The 18350-nt window shown below is 53.3% G+C and carries 19 protein-coding genes; 12 read left to right on the top strand and 7 right to left on the bottom strand.

The features are described from left to right. The first annotated feature begins 546 nt into the window (after nt 1–546). Nucleotides 547–825: a hypothetical protein gene (locus tag B051_RS0109730; RefSeq protein ID WP_018478011.1), complete on the top strand. Its 279-nt coding sequence runs from the start codon at nt 547–549 to the stop codon at nt 823–825. Nucleotides 826–835: 10 nt separating this feature from the next. Here B051_RS0109730 and B051_RS0109735 read toward each other — a convergent pair whose 3' ends face one another. The 5 genes from B051_RS0109735 to B051_RS0109755 all read right to left on the bottom strand — a co-directional run bounded on the left by B051_RS0109735 (nt 836) and on the right by B051_RS0109755 (nt 5785). Then, on the bottom strand, nt 836–2083 hold the full coding sequence (locus B051_RS0109735) for an aspartyl protease family protein (RefSeq protein ID WP_018478012.1): 1248 nt from the start codon (nt 2081–2083) through the stop codon (nt 836–838). Between the two features lie 243 nt (nt 2084–2326). Then, nucleotides 2327–3064: an acetolactate decarboxylase gene (locus tag B051_RS0109740; RefSeq protein WP_033316770.1), complete on the bottom strand. Its 738-nt coding sequence runs from the start codon at nt 3062–3064 to the stop codon at nt 2327–2329. A gap of 64 nt (nt 3065–3128) precedes the next feature. Continuing rightward, nucleotides 3129–4196: a DUF5700 domain-containing putative Zn-dependent protease gene (locus tag B051_RS0109745; protein WP_018478014.1), complete on the bottom strand. Its 1068-nt coding sequence runs from the start codon at nt 4194–4196 to the stop codon at nt 3129–3131. A 176-nt stretch (nt 4197–4372) separates the two neighbouring features. Further along, nucleotides 4373–4768 (bottom strand): lysozyme inhibitor LprI family protein, encoded by a 396-nt coding sequence (locus tag B051_RS0109750; protein WP_018478015.1) that lies wholly within the window; start codon nt 4766–4768, stop codon nt 4373–4375. An 84-nt stretch (nt 4769–4852) separates the two neighbouring features. Further along, nucleotides 4853–5785 carry a phosphate/phosphite/phosphonate ABC transporter substrate-binding protein gene (locus B051_RS0109755; protein ID WP_071594869.1) on the bottom strand — a complete coding sequence of 311 codons (933 nt, stop codon included), beginning with the start codon at nt 5783–5785 and terminating at the stop codon, nt 4853–4855. A gap of 728 nt (nt 5786–6513) precedes the next feature. Between B051_RS0109755 and B051_RS0109760 the strand changes: the two genes are divergently transcribed. The 4 genes from B051_RS0109760 to nhaA all read left to right on the top strand — a co-directional run bounded on the left by B051_RS0109760 (nt 6514) and on the right by nhaA (nt 10249). Continuing rightward, nucleotides 6514–6966: a GNAT family N-acetyltransferase gene (locus tag B051_RS0109760; protein WP_018478017.1), complete on the top strand. Its 453-nt coding sequence runs from the start codon at nt 6514–6516 to the stop codon at nt 6964–6966. 3 nt (nt 6967–6969) lie between these two features. After that, nucleotides 6970–8043: an alanine racemase gene (locus tag B051_RS0109765; RefSeq protein ID WP_018478018.1), complete on the top strand. Its 1074-nt coding sequence runs from the start codon at nt 6970–6972 to the stop codon at nt 8041–8043. Between the two features lie 148 nt (nt 8044–8191). After that, the gene (locus tag B051_RS0109770) at nt 8192–8827 is read left to right on the top strand and encodes a carbonic anhydrase (RefSeq protein WP_018478019.1); all 636 of its coding nucleotides are present in this window, start codon (nt 8192–8194) and stop codon (nt 8825–8827) included. A gap of 84 nt (nt 8828–8911) precedes the next feature. After that, nucleotides 8912–10249: a Na+/H+ antiporter NhaA gene (nhaA, locus tag B051_RS0109775; protein ID WP_018478020.1), complete on the top strand. Its 1338-nt coding sequence runs from the start codon at nt 8912–8914 to the stop codon at nt 10247–10249. 82 nt (nt 10250–10331) lie between these two features. Here the strand turns inward: nhaA and B051_RS0109780 are convergent, their stop codons facing one another. After that, nucleotides 10332–11264, bottom strand: coding sequence for a universal stress protein (locus B051_RS0109780; protein WP_018478021.1), 933 nt, complete (start codon nt 11262–11264; stop codon nt 10332–10334). Between the two features lie 165 nt (nt 11265–11429). Between B051_RS0109780 and B051_RS0109785 the strand changes: the two genes are divergently transcribed. From B051_RS0109785 to mnhG, 7 genes are read left to right on the top strand one after another with little or no spacing between them, the layout of a single operon-like run. Next, a complete protein-coding gene (locus B051_RS0109785; RefSeq protein ID WP_018478022.1) occupies nt 11430–13745 on the top strand; it encodes a putative monovalent cation/H+ antiporter subunit A in 2316 nt (771 codons plus the stop codon). Next, the gene (locus B051_RS0109790; RefSeq protein WP_018478023.1) at nt 13742–14284 is read left to right on the top strand and encodes an MnhB domain-containing protein; all 543 of its coding nucleotides are present in this window, start codon (nt 13742–13744) and stop codon (nt 14282–14284) included. The genes B051_RS0109785 and B051_RS0109790 overlap by 4 nt, the downstream gene beginning before the upstream one ends. A 3-nt stretch (nt 14285–14287) precedes the next feature. Beyond that, a complete protein-coding gene (locus B051_RS0109795; protein WP_018478024.1) occupies nt 14288–14653 on the top strand; it encodes a Na+/H+ antiporter subunit C in 366 nt (121 codons plus the stop codon). 3 nt (nt 14654–14656) lie between these two features. Then, entirely contained in the window at nt 14657–16165 is a 1509-nt protein-coding gene (locus tag B051_RS0109800; protein ID WP_018478025.1) for a proton-conducting transporter transmembrane domain-containing protein, read from the top strand. Between the two features lies 1 nt (nt 16166). Next, the gene (locus B051_RS0109805) at nt 16167–16664 is read left to right on the top strand and encodes a Na+/H+ antiporter subunit E (protein WP_018478026.1); all 498 of its coding nucleotides are present in this window, start codon (nt 16167–16169) and stop codon (nt 16662–16664) included. Next, complete coding sequence (locus B051_RS0109810) at nt 16661–16930, top strand: monovalent cation/H+ antiporter complex subunit F (RefSeq protein ID WP_018478027.1); 270 nt, start codon at nt 16661–16663, stop codon at nt 16928–16930. Before B051_RS0109805 ends, B051_RS0109810 begins: the two co-directional genes overlap by 4 nt. Before the next feature lie 3 nt (nt 16931–16933). Further along, the gene (mnhG, locus tag B051_RS0109815; protein ID WP_018478028.1) at nt 16934–17329 is read left to right on the top strand and encodes a monovalent cation/H(+) antiporter subunit G; all 396 of its coding nucleotides are present in this window, start codon (nt 16934–16936) and stop codon (nt 17327–17329) included. 6 nt (nt 17330–17335) lie between these two features. Here mnhG and B051_RS0109820 read toward each other — a convergent pair whose 3' ends face one another. Next, nucleotides 17336–18142, bottom strand: a complete 807-nt coding sequence (locus B051_RS0109820) for a metallophosphoesterase (RefSeq protein WP_018478029.1) — start codon at nt 18140–18142, stop codon at nt 17336–17338. Nucleotides 18143–18350: the final 208 nt, after the last annotated feature.

Raw genomic sequence — 18350 nt, forward strand, 5'->3', positions numbered from 1 at the left:
TTTACAAATGAAAAAATACAGGAATACGTCAGAGGCAGGCGATACGTCTCCGTTCGTCCTCACTCTTGTGCTAATTCAATAAAAAAGGGGAAGGATGACCACTGCGTAGGCGGTCAGGAAGCATGTCGGCCTAGGGCCTGTAGCGGACTATGGCGTTAATGGCCCTCAAAACTACCCTTGCTGGAAAGATAGAAAAAGACGCACCCTTCAGAGAAGAGTGATTTACCATCACAGATGATAAAAACGGCTTTTTTTTCATTTTACTTTCGTCGTTCTTGAAATTTAAAGGGCCTTCGCCCATTCAGAAAGCAAAGGTTTGGAATTAATATCGATTTATACAACAATTGGTTTTAATTTATGATAAAGTTTACACACTTCCCCTGAAATGTTACAACATTGACTTCATCTGAGCTGTGCCAAATCCGCATAGTACACTTTTCTGTTCAGACTCTGGCTTTATAGGTATGGCGGTTACTGCCTGTTTGTGTAACTTGCGTCGCGAGCATGGGCAGCTGCAACAGCTAGCCGCCCCTATAGCATACCTGCATGAAGAACCTCTCCCTTAGCGTCATCATTGGCATCCTTTTCTCCGCCATCGGAACCGCCTCCTTGTTTCTGACGCGTGACCCGCTGATGGCTGCCATCTGGCTGAGCTTTGGCAACGGACTCATCGTGTCCAACCTGCGTTTGAAAAGAATGGATGAACAAGGCAACCTGGTGGTGGCGCCCGTTCCGAAGGTGCGGCTGTACGTGGGGCTGGGATTGATTGTGATGGCGGTGCTGCTGCTCCTGTTCCAGGTATACCTCGACCTGACACACGCCTAAAAGCCCCCTCCTAAATACGGCTCTGGAGTACCATTTCCACGTTCAGGTATTTGGTATCGCGCTTAAGCTTGAGCCGAATCCGGCGACCGGGCTTGCTGTCGAAGAGCTCGAGCAACTCCTCCATGTTCATCTCTTTGCAGTCGCGCCCGTTTATGTTGAGGAGCTGGTCTCCCGGCAACAGCCCTATCTGCTTGGCTGGCGAGTCTTCTATGACGTGCGACACCACATAGAAATTGGCCCCAGGCAGTGGCGTGCTGATTTCAAACCCGGTCATGTTGTAGTAGAAAGGCTGCTTGTACTTTTTGTTGGGCACGAGCATCATGCGCTGGTGCGGGTAGTCGAAAATGACCGTGAAGCGCTTGAGGATATCGGAGCCGATGTTGCCGTTGCGGTTGGCCAGGTTGAGTGCCGCCCGGATAGATTCCTCATCCGGGTAAGAGGCGGGCAAATCTTGTAGCACGTACTTGCCTATTTTGAAGCTGTTGATGCGCCCGATTTTCCCGTTGATATCCCCGCTCAGCCCTCTGCCCAGGTAGGCTTCCATGACCTTGGGGGGCAGCAGCAGGCGCTCGTCTGTGGGCAGGTATAGCGAAATGGAATGGCTCGCGCCTGTGTCAATCACCAGCTTCACTTTGAGCGAATCTCCGTTATACTGCCGCACGCCGGCCTCCACGTAGGCCTTGGTGTTCTCAATCATGAGCGGGTATACCTCTCCCCGCTTCGGAACCTTCAGGTTCAGGTCAGGGCGGTACAGCGTCAGGTGTTTGGTGTCGTAGTTTATTTTGACGATGAAGTTGCGGAAAATGTCATAGCCGATGATGCCATGCACCGACATGCCCATGCGTGTGGAGAGGTTGAAGATATCCTCCATAAGCACGTACACCTGGTGATTATCGCCCCGTATACCCGGCAGCTGCAGGTTGTTTCCCCTCGAATAAAGCGCCTCAATCTCATGGCCGGTGCCCAGGCCCTGCAGCGTTATCTTGCCCGCTTGGTTCAGGCTGAGAGAATCTGAGTAGTGCAGGCGCGTGATGAGCGTGTTCTTCACGCCGGAATCCAGTATGAAATGGAGTGGCTGGGAGCCATTTATTTGTACCGGAATGACGATGAGGTTGTGCACCAGCTTGAACGGGATGGTGATGCTCTTGCGCTTGGATGTGAAGTAGACGGTGTCTTTGGCAGCAGGCTGCCCTGTCGCTTCGAATGTGGCGAAGCAGAGGCAGAGACAAAGGAATACAAGAGTGGAAATCCTTGCCATGGCACGAAGAACTTAAGGCGCAGAAAATCAGCTTGTTTTATATACGCATTTTTCAGGATTAGATAACGTGAATACTGTATAAACTTGCTATTATCCTATCAAGATAACTGCATAGTTTATTCATAATGAATTGCGGGCTCCTCAGCCCCAGGTATAATTCGATAGTGGCTAAGCGGAGGTATGGCTAATTCTGAAGCCAGTATGTGGAGACTTTAGATAAGAAAGAACGAGTGATGTTAGGAGCTACTCAGCAGGCAGGTATAGTTTCACCTTGCCTTGCTTGAATACGACCTCATCCAGGTGCCCCATTTGGGTTTTGTCATCCGTCATCAGGTGCATGTGCAGGAAGGTGTCGTGGTGGGTGAAAACGGCCTTGTGCTCCGTCGAGAAAAAGCCTACGACCTGCACTTGTTTATCTTTCAAGGAATAATCCACCTGCCCTTGGTGGGCCTCAGTGGGCGAGCTGACTTTGGAGCCTTCAGGCAGGTTCACGATATGGATGGTCGCCTGCTCCACCTCCCCCTCCACCCGGAAGGCGAAAGGGCGTTTGGACGTTTGGGTCGTTTTGTTCAGGTATGCCTCCAGTTGCTGCAACGTTTGGACTGAGTCCGGCGGTGTGATTTCACGCCAGCCCCGCACGTGGGCATAGACGAAGAATGGTGCTTTTACCTCAAACGTCTCCTCCACCAGCATGGTCGTGTCTGTCAGCACCGTGGATTTGTAGGATTTGCCATCCACGATGAGCAGCTCCCCGGCCAGGTACTCTACCGGACCAAGCCCGTACAGGTGCTGTTTGTTTCCAATGGTATCCAGGTTGATGGTGCCGCCCAACTCCCCTTTCCACATCACATTCTTCATGGCTCCCACCACTTGCACCGCTGTTGAAGCATTGGTCTCTTGCTGCTCCTGCACCGAATTGCAGCCCATAAGGAGAAGGGAGGCAGCTATACTTAAGGATGTTGTCAGAAAAGTGTTTCTCATGGTTATGGAAAGGGTTAAAGAAAAATGAAGAATCCGGCAGGCTATACCTGACCGGATTCAAAGACTAATTTTTCACCTTCGCTCCCGACTCCACCTTTTTCAGGTATGCCATGGCTTCCTCGGAGAAGACGTAGGGTTTGGCTTTGTCTTTTCTGGCGGCTTTGTTGTAGAGGTAGATGAACTGGAAAGGGTTGTCAATATGGGCGACCAGTTTGTTCCTTAGGCCATTCCGCTCGATGACGTCGGCCATGTAAAAACCGGGAACGTGCCCGCTCATGCCTATCACCTGCTGCTTGAGTTCCTGGGAGGTATAGGTCCGGGTGCCGGCGGCCATCTCTTTGATGGCGGCATCCACTTTGGGCATCTGCCTCTCCCCCAGCTGCAGCAGGTAGGTGCCATACTGGAGTTCCTCGGGCACGTTCGGACTTACCAGATACTTCTTGTCAATCAAATCGGGCGCTCCCTCATTCAGGAGGAGCTGGAGCATCAGGAGCAGGCTCTGGTCTTTCTCGGCCACCTCGTATTTCTTTTGTCTGGAGAGCAGGTGGTGCAACTCATGTCCTCCTACAATGCCTGGTTTTGCTTTGTCGAATTGATATTCGCCCCACAGGTTGAGCACAAAGTTGTCTCTGTTGGCCACGGCATCGTTGTTCAGGGCAATCAGGTATACCGTGAAGTCCGGTTTTTTGGTGTGCAGGCGCTTGGGCAGCATGGTATAGGTAGACGCATACATGGACTCCAAGTACCCTTCAGGGTTTGCCGTGACGCCCTCCAGGTATGTCCGCAGTGCCGCCTCATCCTCTTTGTAGTGGTGAATCAAATAGGTCAGGTAATAGTTGTGTGGGTCCTTCAGCCGGGCCTGCAGCAGGCTGTCGTTTTCTGGCATGTAGACCACCTCCATCGCCTTCCTGTAATTATTGAGGTACTTTTCGTCATACGCCTGATTGTCGATGTACTGGCGGTTGCCATCCATTTTAAAGAAGCTGTTCCAGGTGCCGTCGCTGAGGCGCTTTCCGGCCTTCAGGCTGTCGGTCAGTTCGTAATAGCGATGGGCTGCTGCGGCGTCGATGGTCTGGGCGTTCAGGCTGTGCGAGGCGGCAGCCAGAAGCAAAAGCGTAAAAAGTTTTTTCATGGGGGGGTACAGTTTGTTTCAGGTATAGGAGCCTGCTTGGGCGCCAAGGTATAGCATATCCCGAATATAAGGATTATGATTAAATAGGAGGCCAGGAGTGAGAATATATTTGTGGTTTTGTTCTGTTTATTGCGCTGCCTTTTCGCATTTCAGTGGCTGCGGCGATTTGTTTTCATTCAGTTCGTTGCTTTAATGGAGCCAGAACAAACATCCTCGCCCACAGTGCCCGTAAGCCACCGCTTCAGCTTCTCCAGCCTCTCGCAAGTCAACTGTTCCAGGTAGTCTGCCCTGCAAATCGCATGTACAGAGCCATAGTAGCCGACTTCTCTCTCGGGGTATAGCATGTTCAGTTCTGCATCGCGGAAGCTTATCCATATCCTTTGGGAGGCTTTCAGGTCTTGTATGAACGTTACATCTGCTTTGTATTCCTTCAGTATGCGCCGGTATACCTCATTGAGTTCCTTGTCGGCTTGTTGATAAGCAGCGTAGGCCTGACCATTCATTTCGGCTTGTGTCTGCGCTGTGGCCGTGTGCAATAGCAGGAACAGGAAAGCAGCAAAAAGATGTTTCATCAGGCAAGCGTTTGGCATAGTCGAATGGAAAGCGTTCATGAGTTCCAGAACCCTAAGATAGCAAAGGAATTCTGTTGGTATCAGTTACAGATGCTGCTCCAATATCTTTCTTAACTTCTCTTTGTTGCCCGCTAAGTTTATGAGGCTGCTGTAGTAGTTTTCCGACACTGCGACGAACTGTCTGGCCTCATTGGCTTCGGTCCAGGCGCGTTTCAGCTGCACAATCGTCTCCGGGTTTTCTTCGTGGGCCTGGAGCAGTACCTTCAACAGCTTTTTCTGTTGCCTGGCTGGCATAGAGGCTTTGCACACCACGGGCCCTTGCAAGATGGCTTCGGATTCCCAGAGTTTGACCACTTCATGCTCCTTTAGCTTCCCGCTTTCAAGCTGCTTTTCATACTCGCCGGTGCCGAGTGCCGCTATGTCAGTTGCGCCATTAAGCACTTCCTGCATTGCGTCGGCGTGGCTGTTCAAGAACTTCACCTGGCCAAACTGCTCTTCCGGTTCAGCTATACCCAATGAACTCAGGAACAACCTCGGAATCAGATTGCCGGATGTGGAATGGCGGCCAGCAAAAGCAATCGAATAAGCCATGGAGTTGTTGCGTAGCTGCTCTGGACTCGTAATGCCGGACTGCTTGCTGGCTAGCAGGCAGGCGGTATAGGCATCCATTGCGTCAGCAGGGACTTCAAGGGCAGCCAAGGGCACAACAGACGTTTTGGCATCCGTTTGCAGCAGCAAATAGCCGAAAGTATTCATTATGGCCACATCAGCCTCTCCACACCTCAGTGCTTCTACCAACTCACCAATGGTCGGGTAGCTTTTCAGATTTAAAGTTGCGCCAAGTGATTTCGCCATTTGCAGGGCTATGGGGCGAATGTTGCCAAGGCGGTCGTTTTGGCCATAGGTATAGGTAGCTACGGTTAACTGCTTAGCAGTCTTTGGCGCAGTTGCCCATGCCGGAATGCTTGTGAGCGATGTCACGAACAAAAGGCACATCAAAAGGAAAACTCTTTTCATAGTCAAATAAGGATGCGGTACTTAAAGGGAAACCCGCAGTACTCCGGCTATATTGTCGGAACAAATAATGTAACGCCTTTGCTTCTACCTAAAAGGAATACATTCTAATACTTCTCTCAAAGGGCATTATATCTCCTTCAGCTAATATAGCTAATACCTGCAGATTATTTATATCATCTTATAGATTAATACAAGGATTCTACATCTAAGAGCAGCTGTGCCTCTTCGTGCATACCTGAGAAAAGCGCACCTCCAACTGCCCGACTTAAATGTTACTATCCTAACAAAAAGAAGCAAAAGCATCACTGTTCCTATAGTCGGGAAGCAGGGACCAGCAACTGGTTATATTGCACATTAACAGCAACCATATTCAAGCGCATGGACTTGCAGTACCTGTTTTTCAGGTTAATACTTACTTCTCAGCTCAATTTTGAGTATATTCAACATTATTCATACTTGCAGCGACAAAGAAGACTTATACTTTTCCAATACATGCACCTCCTCAACCTTAGCAGCTTTATCGTATACAAACTAAGTTTAAGTGTATGTTTATCCAAAGTGAAATCAGGCTGTACAGGGTTTTTCCACAGCGCTATACCTATACCGCTTTTAGCGCTACCCTCCCACTACCGTACAGCCTTGACCCTAATTTATTCAACTTGACCGCCGCAATTATCCGCTTCATCACGTTATTACAATCAAACACTAACCAAAACTGACAAGAAACTATGGCAGAAAACAACTCCGTCCACTACGACATCTACACCCCCACCAATCAGCAAGGCCTCAACCGCGACGAGGTGCTCGACTTCCTGTTCCACCACCTGGACCAGTACGGCGACGCCCGCGAAGACATCGCCAAGTGCATGGACTATGCCCTGTCAGAGGCAGCCGGCAAAGGAGGCGCTGTACTGGTGGCCCGGGAAAACGACCTGGTGGTAGGGGCATTGATACTGAACAATACTGGCATGAGCGGCTACATACCCGAGAATATACTGGTTTATGTGGCTGTGCACAACAGCCAGCGCGGCAAAGGCGTAGGCAAAAAGCTGGTGCAACTGGCCACTGAGAACACAGAAGGCAGTATTGCCCTGCACGTGGAGCCCGATAATCCGGCCCGGCACCTCTACGAGAAGATGGGCTTCACGAACAAATATTTAGAATACAGACTAATCCGATAAGGTATGGCAGTATTGAAACTGTACCGCGAACGACTCCAGCACAACTACAACCACCTTAACCGCGTGTTCCAGGAAAAGGGCATCGACTGGGGCATCGTCACCAAGCTGCTCTGCGGCGAAGAGACGTTTCTGAAAGAAGTTCTCTCACTAGGCGTGAAAGAGGTGCACGACTCGCGGGTAACCAACCTGAAAGCTATCAAAAACATGGCGCCCGATGTGCAGACTGTCTACATCAAACCGGCCCCTAAAAAGAGCATACCTGAAATCATTCAGTACGCCGACGTGAGCTTCGAGACAGAGCTCGACATGATTCGCCTTTTGTCGGAAGAGGCCGTGCGGCAGAACAGGTTGCACAAAATCATCATCATGATAGAGATGGGCGACTTGCGCGAAGGCGTGATGGGTGACGACCTGGTGGATTTCTATGAGCAGGTGTTTCAGTTGCCCGGCATCTCCGTCATTGGTCTTGGAGCCAACTTCAACTGCCTGCACGGCGTGATGCCCACACAGGACAAACTCATCCAACTGAGCCTCTACAAGCAAATCATCGACGCCAAGTTCAACATCGAGATTCCTTGGGTTTCGGGTGGCACTTCCGTCACTATCCCGCTCCTGTTCACGCACCAGATGCCCAAAGGCATCAACCACTTCCGCATTGGCGAGGCTTTATTCTTCGGTCTGAACCTTTTCACCAACGAGACATTTGAAGGCATGCACGCCAATGTGTTTGAGTTCACGGCCGAGATTATCGAACTGAACCAGAAGCCTATGATTCCAACGGGCGTATTGGCGGAGAACCCCAGCGGCGAGAGTTTTGAGATTGACGAGAGCCTGTATGGCAAAACATCCTACCGCGCCATTCTGGACGTGGGCCTACTCGACATCAACCCGAAGTACCTGCTGCCCCAGCAGGAAGGCCTCACCGTCATCGGGGCCAGTTCCGATATGCTGGTGGTGGAGCTGGGCGAGAATGAACTCAACTACAAAGTAGGCGATGTACTCCACTTTGACCTCAAGTACATGGGTGCCCTCAGCATCATGAACTCCAGATATATCGCCAAAGAGGTGGTTGCCTGAGACGCAAAGGCGCCACACCTGTAGACGTGCTGGTTACAGAAGGCCAGGAAACAAGGCATTAAGCTATATTTCGGATATTTTTCAGGATTTAATCTGAGTTTAATCTTCTATCCCTACCTTCAGCACGAATTAAACATACGCGCTAACTATGCTATACCACTCGTACGAAGAACTTATCAAAAATAACCTGGAATGGGCAGAGGAGAAACTCCAGCAAAACCCCGCCTATTTTGAACAGCTGGCGACAGGCCAGAAGCCTCCTTTTCTGTTTATCGGCTGCTCCGATAGCCGCATGCCGCTCAACAGCTTCACCAAGACCGAACCAGGCGAGCTTTTCATTCACCGTAACGTGGCCAATCAGGTATCGCTGACGGACATGAACCTGCTGGCCGTGCTGGAGTATGCCGTGGAGGCGCTGGGCGTGCAGCATATTGTGGTGTGCGGCCACTACCGCTGCGGCGGCGTGGAAGCTGCCTACCGGGGCACTGCCACCGGCGTAGTGGAGAGCTGGGTGAACCCTATTCGCGAGCTATACCTGCAGAATCGCCAGGAGTTGGATGCCCTTCCATCGGACGAGGAGCGCCTGAACAAGCTGGCTCAATACAATGTGTTGGCCCAGGTTAAGAACATCTGCAACACCTCTGTTATGCAACGTGCTTACCAGAAGGGCAACTACCCTAAGGTGCACGGCTGGGTTCTGGACATTCACAAAGGACATATTATTGACCTGCCCCTGCCGGTGCAGGACTGGAAAGAACTGGGCTGCGTTCCGGATTCCTTCTAAACCAAGCCCGCTAAGGGTATAAAACTTTTCAGCTGCTGGTACGTCTTAGGGTAAGATTTATATAGCTATATAGTCTTATATCCTTTGGAACCAGCAGCTGATTCTTTTTTGCACCGGCGCATCGTCTACCCTTTTCAGGAGTTTGGAAACGTCATGTCGCGGGGTGGCACTTTGGTGGTGGTGGTTGCGCTGCTGGCATTGGCCTGGCTCAATTCACCCTGGGGAGCGTCTTATTTTCAGGTATGGCACACGCCGCTGACTGTTTCCTTCGGAGGCACCACTCTCGCCAAACCGCTGCTGTTCTGGGTCAACCATGCCCTGATGGCGCTGTTCTTCCTGGTCATCACGCTGGAGCTGAAACGCCTGTTCCGCACCGGTGAACTGGCCGCTTTCCGCACGGCAGCTTTCCCGGTGGCCGCTGCCTTGGGAGGTATGGCTGTATCAGCAGGGCTATACCTGTATATGAATGAAGGCCTCAGCAGCGAACGGGGCTGGACAGTTCCCATGGCGACCGATGTGACGGCCGCTCTGGCCGTACTGGCTGTTTTTGGGCAACGCCTATCTTTGTCCCTTCGGCTGTTCCTTTCCGCTGTCACCATCTTACAAACCATTCTCGCCTTGTTGCTTACAATTGTCCTTTATACCTCTATTGCCAACCTGCTGAGTCTGTCGGTGGGCACGGGTATTTTTGGTTTGCTGGTGGTGCTGCGGGCGCTGCGCAACCGGAGCATGTGGCTGTACCTGCTGCTGGGTTTGGCTATGTGGGGAGCTTTTCTGGTGGCGGGCGTGAACGGCGCTGTAGCGGGGGTGCTGTTGGCGCTGGTCATCCCGGTGCATGCGCGTGTGGACGAGGAGGATTTTATCACTTCGGCCGACACCGTGCTGGGGGAGCTTCATGCGCTGAAGATGGTGAAATTCCCTGGCCCAGGCGAGGAACTGGAAGAAGAATACCAGGCAACCGTACATACCTTGCGCGCCAACTGCAACCGGGCACTTTCGCCTTTGCGCAAGCTGCTGCACCAACTCCTGCCCTGGGCCGCATACGCTGTGCTGCCCCTTTTCGCGCTGGCCAATGCCGCCTTCGCCTATAACAGCTTTGAGCTGCAAGAGCTCGGAAGCCCTGTCGCGTTGGGGATATTTTTGGGTCTGGTGCTCGGGAAACCCTTGGGAGTACTCCTGTTCGCCGGCTTGGCCACTCTGGTACGCCTCACCGACAAGCCCACCGACGTGAGCTGGCTCCAAGTGGCGGGTGCAGGTATGCTGGCAGGTATAGGCTTTACGATGTCGCTGTTTATGGCACTGGAGGTATGGGGGGAAAGCCAACCGATGACTATCCTTAAAATCAGCCTGTACGGTGCCTCTGCTTTGGCTGCCATTTTGGGCGCTATTCTGGTTGCCTTTTCAAACCGAGCTTCACGATAACTCTTCCAACTAATAGTAAAAAAGCGAAGCAGGCAGGGCGCCGACTTCGCTTCTGTATCAGGTATGGCTTCCTTATGTTGCCTTACTCATCGCTGAGCAGCGCATCCAGGAAACCGATTTCTTCTTTTGCCTTTTTGTACACAATCATCGGGATGTCGCTGTTGTTCCGCAGGATTTTCTCGGTTACGCTTCCCAGCACAAACAGGGCGGCGGCAGATTTTCCTTTGGCGCCAATCACGAGCATATCGGCTCTGGAGCGCTTGGCCTCCAGCACAATCAACTCACCGATTTCGTCCTCATCATCGAGCTTCACCAGCTTCAGTTTGGCGCGCTCTGCCAGCCCGGGGAACTGGGCCAGCACCTGCTCGAACTTGTCGTGGGCAAAGCCCTGCATGCGCTTGTCAAAGTCTTCGTAGCTGATGCCAAGGGTGATGTATCCGGTCGGCACCTGGTATACGTGCAGACAGGTGATTTGCACTTCAGGCCTGGCCAGCGCGGAGTGCAGGATGCGGTCTAGGGCCATCATGGAGTAATCTGAGAAATCCACGCTTACCACAATGTGGTTCAGCACAGGTTCTGCGGTTTCCGGCACAAATAGTACGCTCACCCTGCCGGTGCGCAACAGCTTCTGGGCCAGCACGCCGCTGCCCCGCAGCCGCAGCTTGCGTCCTACCAGCACCATGTCTATCTGCTTCACCTTGGACCAGTGCAACAACTCCTTCAGCGGAGACCCTTCCACTACCTGCACCTCTACCTCTACCTCTACCGGGCTACCGGGGCTGAAATACTGCGCCACACGCTGCTCCACCATTTCCTTGATTTTCTCATCGGTCGGCAGGTGCCCTTGCGGAAAGGATGCTACCAGTTCATCGGGTAGTTCCAGGCTCTTTTCAGCATGGATGAAATACACTTTCTCAATCTGGGATATGGAGCAGAGGAAGGCCGTGTAACGGATGAGGGTCTCATCCATCTCTGTCAGGTCGAGCCCAATCATAATACGTTTCAGCGTGTTCATGGTAGTGTAGGTTTAATGGAAAATCAAAAATGACGAGCTATGCGAAAACCGTTACCCATTCCCTGCCTTCCTGCCCCGACGTAACATTAATCACTCAGATTGGTAACTATGTGTGTCACCAACCCTAAGATAAGAAGAATACCGATACATTTCTAATCAGAGTAGATGATTCTAGCCATACTAGCAGGTCTTTTGTTTGCCTTTGCTGCCCCCTTCCTGTACCGCTGGCTGGGGAAATGGCTGTATGTTCCCATGGCGCTGCTGCCGCTCTCCATCTTCGTATACCTGCTGACGCTGGCCCCTGCAGTGCTGGGCGGAAACCCTGTCAGCCAGGTGCAGGCATGGACGCCGAGCCTCAACATCAACCTGAATTTCTACCTCGATGGCCTTAGTCTGCTTTTCGCGCTGCTCATCACCGGTTTCGGAACACTCATCATGGTATACGCGGGAGGCTATCTGAAAGGCAACCCCCTGCTTGGGCGATTTTACCTATACCTCACTTTGTTCATGACGGCCATGCTGGGGCTGGTCCTGTCGGGCAACCTGCTCTCCGTTTTTGTTTTCTGGGAGCTCACGAGCATCAGTTCCTACCTGCTCATCGGGTTCGGGCATGAGAAGGAGAGCTCGCGCGATGCCGCGTTGCAGGCTTTTCTGGTCACGGGTCTAGGTGGGCTCGCGCTGATGGGCGGGCTGATACTGGTAGGTATAGCCGGTGAGACGTTCTCGGTGAGTGAACTGCTCACACGCGGCGATATGGTGACTTCGCACTCCTATTACCTGCCGGCCCTGGTGCTGGTGCTGGTGGGCGCTTTCACCAAATCGGCGCAGTTCCCGTTTCACTTCTGGCTACCCAACGCCATGGCGGCACCTACTCCCGTCAGCGCCTACCTGCACTCAGCCACCATGGTCAAGGCGGGAGTATACCTGCTGGCGCGCCTTACGCCGGTGATGGGCGGCACGGACTACTGGCAGTATACGCTCCTGCTGGTGGGTGGCATCACTACGGTGCTGGGCGCGCTGCTGGCCATGCAGCACACCGACCTCAAAGCCATCTTAGCTTATACCACCATCAGCGCGCTCGGCACGTTGGTGACCATGACCGGCATCGGCACGGGACCGGCGCTGCAGGCCATGGTAGTGTTCCTGCTCGCCCATGCCCTCTACAAGGGGACGCTGTTTTTGGTGGCCGGTAACGTGGACCATGCCACCGGCACCCGCGATTTGGCGCGGCTCAACCGCCTGGGGCCGGTCATGCGCTTCACGGCCATCGCGGCCTCGCTGGCTGGACTGTCTATGGCCGGCGTGCTGCCTTTTTTTGGCTTCATCGGGAAGGAACTGGTATACGAGGCGGCATTGGGGGCAAGTGCCTTTCAGTGGCTGCTGTTCGCCGTCGTGTTCTTCTCAGGGATGGTGTTTGTGGCCGTGGCGCTGGCGATAGGCTACCACATTTTCTGGCGGAGCAAAGGCGAAGTGACGCCTATTGAGCATCCGGATTCGGCGCTCCTATACCTGCCGCCGGTGGTGCTTTCATTTGTAGGACTCACCTTCGGTCTGCTGCCTGGCCTGCTGGCGACTCCCCTTCTCCGCAGGGCAACCGAGGCCATGCTGGGCGAGGAGCAGGTGTTTGAGCTGGCCCTCTGGCATGGTTTCAACCTGGTGCTGGGGCTGAGCCTGCTGACAATGGCATTGGGATATCTGGCTTACCGTTTTTCCGGCAGGCTGCAGCAGCACGCCTCCCGCTTCAACCGACTCTACCTGTTCGGCCCCGACAACCTCTACCAACTCTTACTGAAAGGACTCATCACCGGTGCCACCAAACTGACGGCCACTATTCAGAACGGCTACCTCCGCAGCTATATTACCACCATCGTGCTCACGCTCACCGGGCTGTTGTCGCTGACACTTTGGAGGAATGGCCCCACGCTGGATTTAGCCGACCGCGTGCAGCAGCTGCAGGGTATACGCCTGTATGAAGTGGTGCTGCTTTTGCTGATGATATCAGGACTCGTGTTTTTATTCAGGACCAGGTCCCGGCTCACCTCCATTGCCATCATGGGCATTATCGGGTATTCGGCCGCGCTGTTGTTCATCCTGTTCGGAGCCCCGGACGTGGCCGCCACCCAGTTGCTCATCGAGACACTCACGGTTGTGATATTCGTGCTCATCCTGCACAAGCTGCCCCCTTTCCGCTACCTCACGCATGCCGGGCAAAGGTATCTGTACATACTCGTGTCACTGGCCTTTGGCGCCATGATGACGTACGTGCTGCTGCTGGCGAAACAGTACCCGATGGACTCGAAACTCAAATCCTACTTTGGCGAGAACAGCTATGTGCTGGGGAAAGGGCACAACATCGTGAACGTCATCCTGGTGGATTTCAGGGCGATGGATACGATGGGCGAAATTGTGGTGCTGGCCGTTGCCGCCATCGGCATTCTGGCTTTGCTCAAATTGCGCATTCAGAAAGGAGGAAAACCATGAAAACAGTCATACTGGCCACGGCCATCCGTATCCTCATCCCCATCTTTCTCCTCTTCTCCGTCTATACCTTATTCAGGGGGCACAACCATCCGGGCGGAGGCTTCATCGGGGGGTTGATTGGCTCTATCGCTTTCGTGTTTCACACCATGACGCACGGCCCGCACCACACCGTGGATACCTTCCTGAAGGTGAACCTGTACGGCTACCCGCGCCAGCCCAACCAGAGCCGCTCGCTTTACCTCATGCGCATGATGCGCGTGAACGTATGGCGCAGGCGCAGGCAGGCTTTGCACCAGGACATCAGGACGCACATGGTCCGCATCGAACCTATTTCCATCATCGCCACGGGATTGCTGCTCGCGGCTAGCAGTGGATTGCCTGCTCTGCTGACACAGCAGCCTTTCATGACGGCCTTCTGGACGGATTTCTACCTTCCTATAATTGGCAGGCCGGGCACACCTATTCTGTTTGACATTGGGGTATACCTGCTGGTGATTGGTATAGTACTGAAAATAACATTCGTCATGTCAGAAGAATAGCCTATGGAACTGATACTCCCCTTTTTGATAGGCATCCTGTTTGCCGCCAGCCTCTACCTGATTCTGCACCGCCACTTTTTCAAGCTCATCCTAGGGCTCATCATCTTCGGGTTGGCCAATAACCTGTTCGTGTTTGTGATAGGCAGGCTGACAAGGGGTGGTTCCGCCATCATCCCGCAGGAAGACTCCGTTGCTACCGAGCCCTTCGCGGACCCCGTGCCGCAGGCGTTGCTGCTCACGGCCATCGTCATCGGGTTCGGGATTCAGGCGTTCGCCATCGTGCTCATCAAACGGGTATATCAGGCCTTCGGCACCAACGACCTGGATGACATGAATTCTACGGACCAGATAGAGGAACAAGAGAAATAACCGATGAACCACCTGCTCCTCCTGCTTCCGCTGCTCATTCCGTTGTACGCTGCCATCCTGTGCCTTTTCTTTTGGAGGTATGTGAAGGTGCAGCAGTACATTGCCGTGCTCGCGCAAGCGGGGCTGCTGGTCTCCACGTTTCTGCTGCTGCTCGAAGTGAACACCAACGGCATTGCCACTACCCAGATTGGTAACTGGCCGGCCCCCTTTGGCATCACGCTCGCCGCAGACCTTTTCAGTTGCCTGATGGTGCTGACGGGTTCTATCGTAGGTATGGCGATTCATCTGTTTTCCATCAAGGGGCTGGACAGGGGCCGGCAGACGTTTGGCTACTACCCCATTCTGTTGCTCCTGCAGCTAGGTATAGGCGGCGTCTGCCTCACCGGTGACCTGTTCAACATGTTCGTCTGGTTTGAGCTGCTCCTGATTTGCTGCTTCGTGCTGATAGCCTTGGGCGGAACCAAGCCGCAACTGGAAGGGGCCATCAAATACGTGACCATCAACCTCCTGGCCTCCGGATTCTTGCTCACAGGTATAGGTTTGGTGTATGGCATAACAGGTACTCTGAACCTGGCGGAGCTTGGCCTGATGGCGCGTGCCCCTATGACGCACCCCAGCATGGTAACCTTAGCGGGCATGTTCTTCCTGGTGGCATTTGGTACCAAGGCGGCTATTTTCCCGCTGTTCTTTTGGCTGCCGGCCTCTTACCATACGCCTCCCATCGCCATCTCCTCTTTCATTGCCGGCCTGCTTACCAAGGTGGGGATGTATGCCATGATACGCCTGTTCACACTGGTGTTCATACAGGACAAAGGCCTGATGCTGCCTTTGTTCACGGTATTGGCTGGGCTTACAATGGTGATTGGCGTGTTGGGGGCGGCCTCACAGAACGACTTCCGGAAGATTCTCTCCTTCCACATCGTGAGCCAGATTGGCTACATGCTCATGGGGTTGGCCATCTCTACACCGCTGGCTTTGGCCGGGAGCATCTACTTCATCATGCACAACGTGCTGGTCAAGACGAACCTCTTCCTCATCAGTGGAGTGGTGGCGCACCGGCATGGCACGTACGCCCTCAAGAAACTAGGTAGCGTATACCTGCAGCACCCGTTCCTGTCGCTGCTATTCTTCATTTCCGCCTTCTCGCTGGCAGGTATACCGCCTTTCTCCGGCTTCTGGGGGAAGTTCATGCTGGCAAAGGCAGGCTTTGAGGCGGACTACTTCGGTTTGGTCCTGACATCGCTTGCCGTCAGCCTGCTCACTATTTTCTCAATGACCAAGATATGGAACGAGGTGTTCTGGAAACGAAAACCGGAGACAGACCCGCTGTTGGAGGTGATGACCGAGGCGGACCTGCGCGTGAACAGGCTGCTGCACCTGCCGGTGGTGTTCCTGGTGGTGTTCATCCTGTTCATCGGGGTGTACGCCGAGCCGACAGTAGCGCTCGCGCAACGGGCTGCTGAACAGCTCCTCAACAGCGAAATGTACATCAACGCCGTATTGAAAAGATGATATGAAAACTTTTCTCCTGCATTCCATTTCCGCTTTTGTGCTCAGCTACCTGTTCTTCAAATACTTAGATTCAGGTGTGCCCTACAACGCTCTGACTGCCGTGGCGGTTGCCACATCGGTGCTGTTCATGCTGTGGCTGAGTTCCCTGGCTTACAACAGAACCTACTTCCGGAAACTGCCCAAGGCCCTCAATTTCCTGTTGTACTTCCTCAAAGAACTGATAGTGGCCAACCTGCGGGTGGCCTATGATATCCTGACGCCCAGGTACCACATGCAGCCCATTGTGATTGCCCTGCCTCTCACAGTCAAAACCGATTTGGAGATTACACTACTCACTGGCTTTATCACCCTCACGCCTGGTTCGCTCACCATTGATTTGAGCAGCGACAGGAAATTCCTCTACATGCATTCGCTATACCTGAAGAACGGCGATGTCGAGGAACTGAAGCGCAGCATCAAGGAAGGATTTGAACGCCGATTACTGGAACTGACAAGATGAGCATCTTTTCCGTCACCCTCATAGTCGCGATGGCGGCGCTGAGCATCTGCCTGGTGCTGACGGCCATACGATTCGCCTTAGGCCCGACACTTCCAGACCGCATCACCGCCTTTGACTTGTTCGTGGCCAACGTCATCGGAATGGTGGCCATCTATACCGAACTGACGGGCAACGCCGACTTCATCGATGTGGCCATCATCCTTTCTCTGTTCGGTTTTCTGGGCTCCATTTCGTTTGCCTACTATCTTATGAAATCTACCCGATAAGCCATGTTTGAAAACATCAACTACCTGCTGCTGCGCGAGATTGTCTCCTCCGTCCTCATTATGCTGGGCGTGGCGTTCATGCTGATTGCCACCATTGGGCTGTTGCGGTTCCCCGATTTCTACATCCGGATGTCGGCCATCACAAAGGGGGCCACGCTGGGGCTCACCCTGATTCTGACAGGTATGGGCATCTACTTCAACGAGGCGGATATGCTGATCAAGGTGCTGCTCATCATCGGCTTCACTTTCATCACTTCCCCAGTATCGGCCCACGTGATAGGCCGGACGGCCGTGCGGAACAAGATACCTTTCTGGGACAGGACGAACCTGGATGAGTTCAAGGACTACCTGCACAAGGAGCACATGGCCCGGGACCATGAGAAAGACGGGAAAGAGTAAGCGGGCTTAGTGAGGGGAAGGCTGCAGGAACGGACGCACCGATTCAGCATAGGTACCGAAAGCCTCCACCTGCGTGAGGATGTGGTCAGGGTACGTGAGGGAAGTGAGTTTGCCACCGAATACGCAGCCCGTGTCAATGTTGATGGTATTGTTCTTCCAGCGGGGCTCCTGCACCGGCGTGTGGCCATACACCACCACCGCCATACCTGAATAATCGGCTGCCCAGTCCAGGCGAACCGGCAACCCGTAGGAATCGACCTCCCCTGTGGTAGGGCCGTACAGGCAGAGGTCGCGCACCGATTTGCTGTGCCGTCCGTGTAGCTGTTCTTCCAGGCCAGCATGTGCCACCACCAGTCGCCCCTCGTCGAGTATGATGTGGTGTGGCAGGTGCCCCAGGAAATTCCGCACGCGATCATGGAAGGCTTTATCATAATGCGCAAGCTGTGCCATGGTCAGTTCCAAGCCATGCCGCACCTTCACGTTGCGGCCCATCAGTTTGCGGAAAAGCTTGTCGTCGTGGTTACCGCTCACGCACAGGGCCACCTCCTGCTCCACCATGTCCATCACCAGCCGCAACACCTCCGGAGAGTTAGGGCCCCGATTCACCAAGTCTCCCACAAAAATGGCCATGCAGCCTTCGGGCGGGTATACCTTGAATCGGTCGGTCTCTCGGTCATCCACCACCTGATATCCCAGTTTGTGCAGCAGCGCCAGCAACTCCTCAAAGCAGCCGTGCACATCGCCGATGATATGGAAATGCCCGTGCAGGTCTTTCAGGATTAAATTGCCGCTGTTGTCTGGTTCTTGTATCATATTGCCCTCCTGCAAGTGTTGTTATAGAATCCGGGTTTCTATAATAACTAGAAAAATAGGCTGCAGGTTAGAACTTGGACCAGTTTTTTTAAGCAGGTGATTGTACTTGATACGCGGCTGTTACTGAGAACAGGCTCCAGTAACCATCAACTTTGAGTTTTTGGAAACCCCTTTGTATACAGGGTATAGGCCTTGAAAGGCTGCTATT

Origin of the sequence: Pontibacter roseus DSM 17521 (genome assembly GCF_000373265.1) — a bacterium.
In the GTDB taxonomy this organism is placed as follows: Bacteria; Bacteroidota; Bacteroidia; order Cytophagales; family Hymenobacteraceae; genus Pontibacter; species Pontibacter roseus.

Excerpts from the sequence above, each read along its gene's own strand:
- B051_RS0109800 (WP_018478025.1), top strand. The coding sequence starts at position 14,657 with ATGAACCACCTGCTCCTCCTGCTTCCGCTGCTCATTCCGTTGTACGCT.
- B051_RS0109785 (WP_018478022.1), top strand. The coding sequence starts at position 11,430 with ATGATTCTAGCCATACTAGCAGGTCTTTTGTTTGCCTTTGCTGCCCCC.
- B051_RS0109730 (WP_018478011.1), top strand. The coding sequence starts at position 547 with ATGAAGAACCTCTCCCTTAGCGTCATCATTGGCATCCTTTTCTCCGCC.
- B051_RS0109805 (WP_018478026.1), top strand. The coding sequence starts at position 16,167 with ATGAAAACTTTTCTCCTGCATTCCATTTCCGCTTTTGTGCTCAGCTAC.
- B051_RS0109735 (WP_018478012.1), bottom strand. The coding sequence starts at position 2,083 with ATGGCAAGGATTTCCACTCTTGTATTCCTTTGTCTCTGCCTCTGCTTC.
- B051_RS0109780 (WP_018478021.1), bottom strand. The coding sequence starts at position 11,264 with ATGAACACGCTGAAACGTATTATGATTGGGCTCGACCTGACAGAGATG.
- B051_RS0109750 (WP_018478015.1), bottom strand. The coding sequence starts at position 4,768 with ATGAAACATCTTTTTGCTGCTTTCCTGTTCCTGCTATTGCACACGGCC.
- B051_RS0109810 (WP_018478027.1), top strand. The coding sequence starts at position 16,661 with ATGAGCATCTTTTCCGTCACCCTCATAGTCGCGATGGCGGCGCTGAGC.
- B051_RS0109755 (WP_071594869.1), bottom strand. The coding sequence starts at position 5,785 with ATGAAAAGAGTTTTCCTTTTGATGTGCCTTTTGTTCGTGACATCGCTC.
- B051_RS0109795 (WP_018478024.1), top strand. The coding sequence starts at position 14,288 with ATGGAACTGATACTCCCCTTTTTGATAGGCATCCTGTTTGCCGCCAGC.
- B051_RS0109760 (WP_018478017.1), top strand. The coding sequence starts at position 6,514 with ATGGCAGAAAACAACTCCGTCCACTACGACATCTACACCCCCACCAAT.
- B051_RS0109770 (WP_018478019.1), top strand. The coding sequence starts at position 8,192 with ATGCTATACCACTCGTACGAAGAACTTATCAAAAATAACCTGGAATGG.
- B051_RS0109745 (WP_018478014.1), bottom strand. The coding sequence starts at position 4,196 with ATGAAAAAACTTTTTACGCTTTTGCTTCTGGCTGCCGCCTCGCACAGC.
- B051_RS0109740 (WP_033316770.1), bottom strand. The coding sequence starts at position 3,064 with ATGAGAAACACTTTTCTGACAACATCCTTAAGTATAGCTGCCTCCCTT.
- B051_RS0109790 (WP_018478023.1), top strand. The coding sequence starts at position 13,742 with ATGAAAACAGTCATACTGGCCACGGCCATCCGTATCCTCATCCCCATC.
- B051_RS0109820 (WP_018478029.1), bottom strand. The coding sequence starts at position 18,142 with ATGATACAAGAACCAGACAACAGCGGCAATTTAATCCTGAAAGACCTG.
- B051_RS0109765 (WP_018478018.1), top strand. The coding sequence starts at position 6,970 with ATGGCAGTATTGAAACTGTACCGCGAACGACTCCAGCACAACTACAAC.
- mnhG (WP_018478028.1), top strand. The coding sequence starts at position 16,934 with ATGTTTGAAAACATCAACTACCTGCTGCTGCGCGAGATTGTCTCCTCC.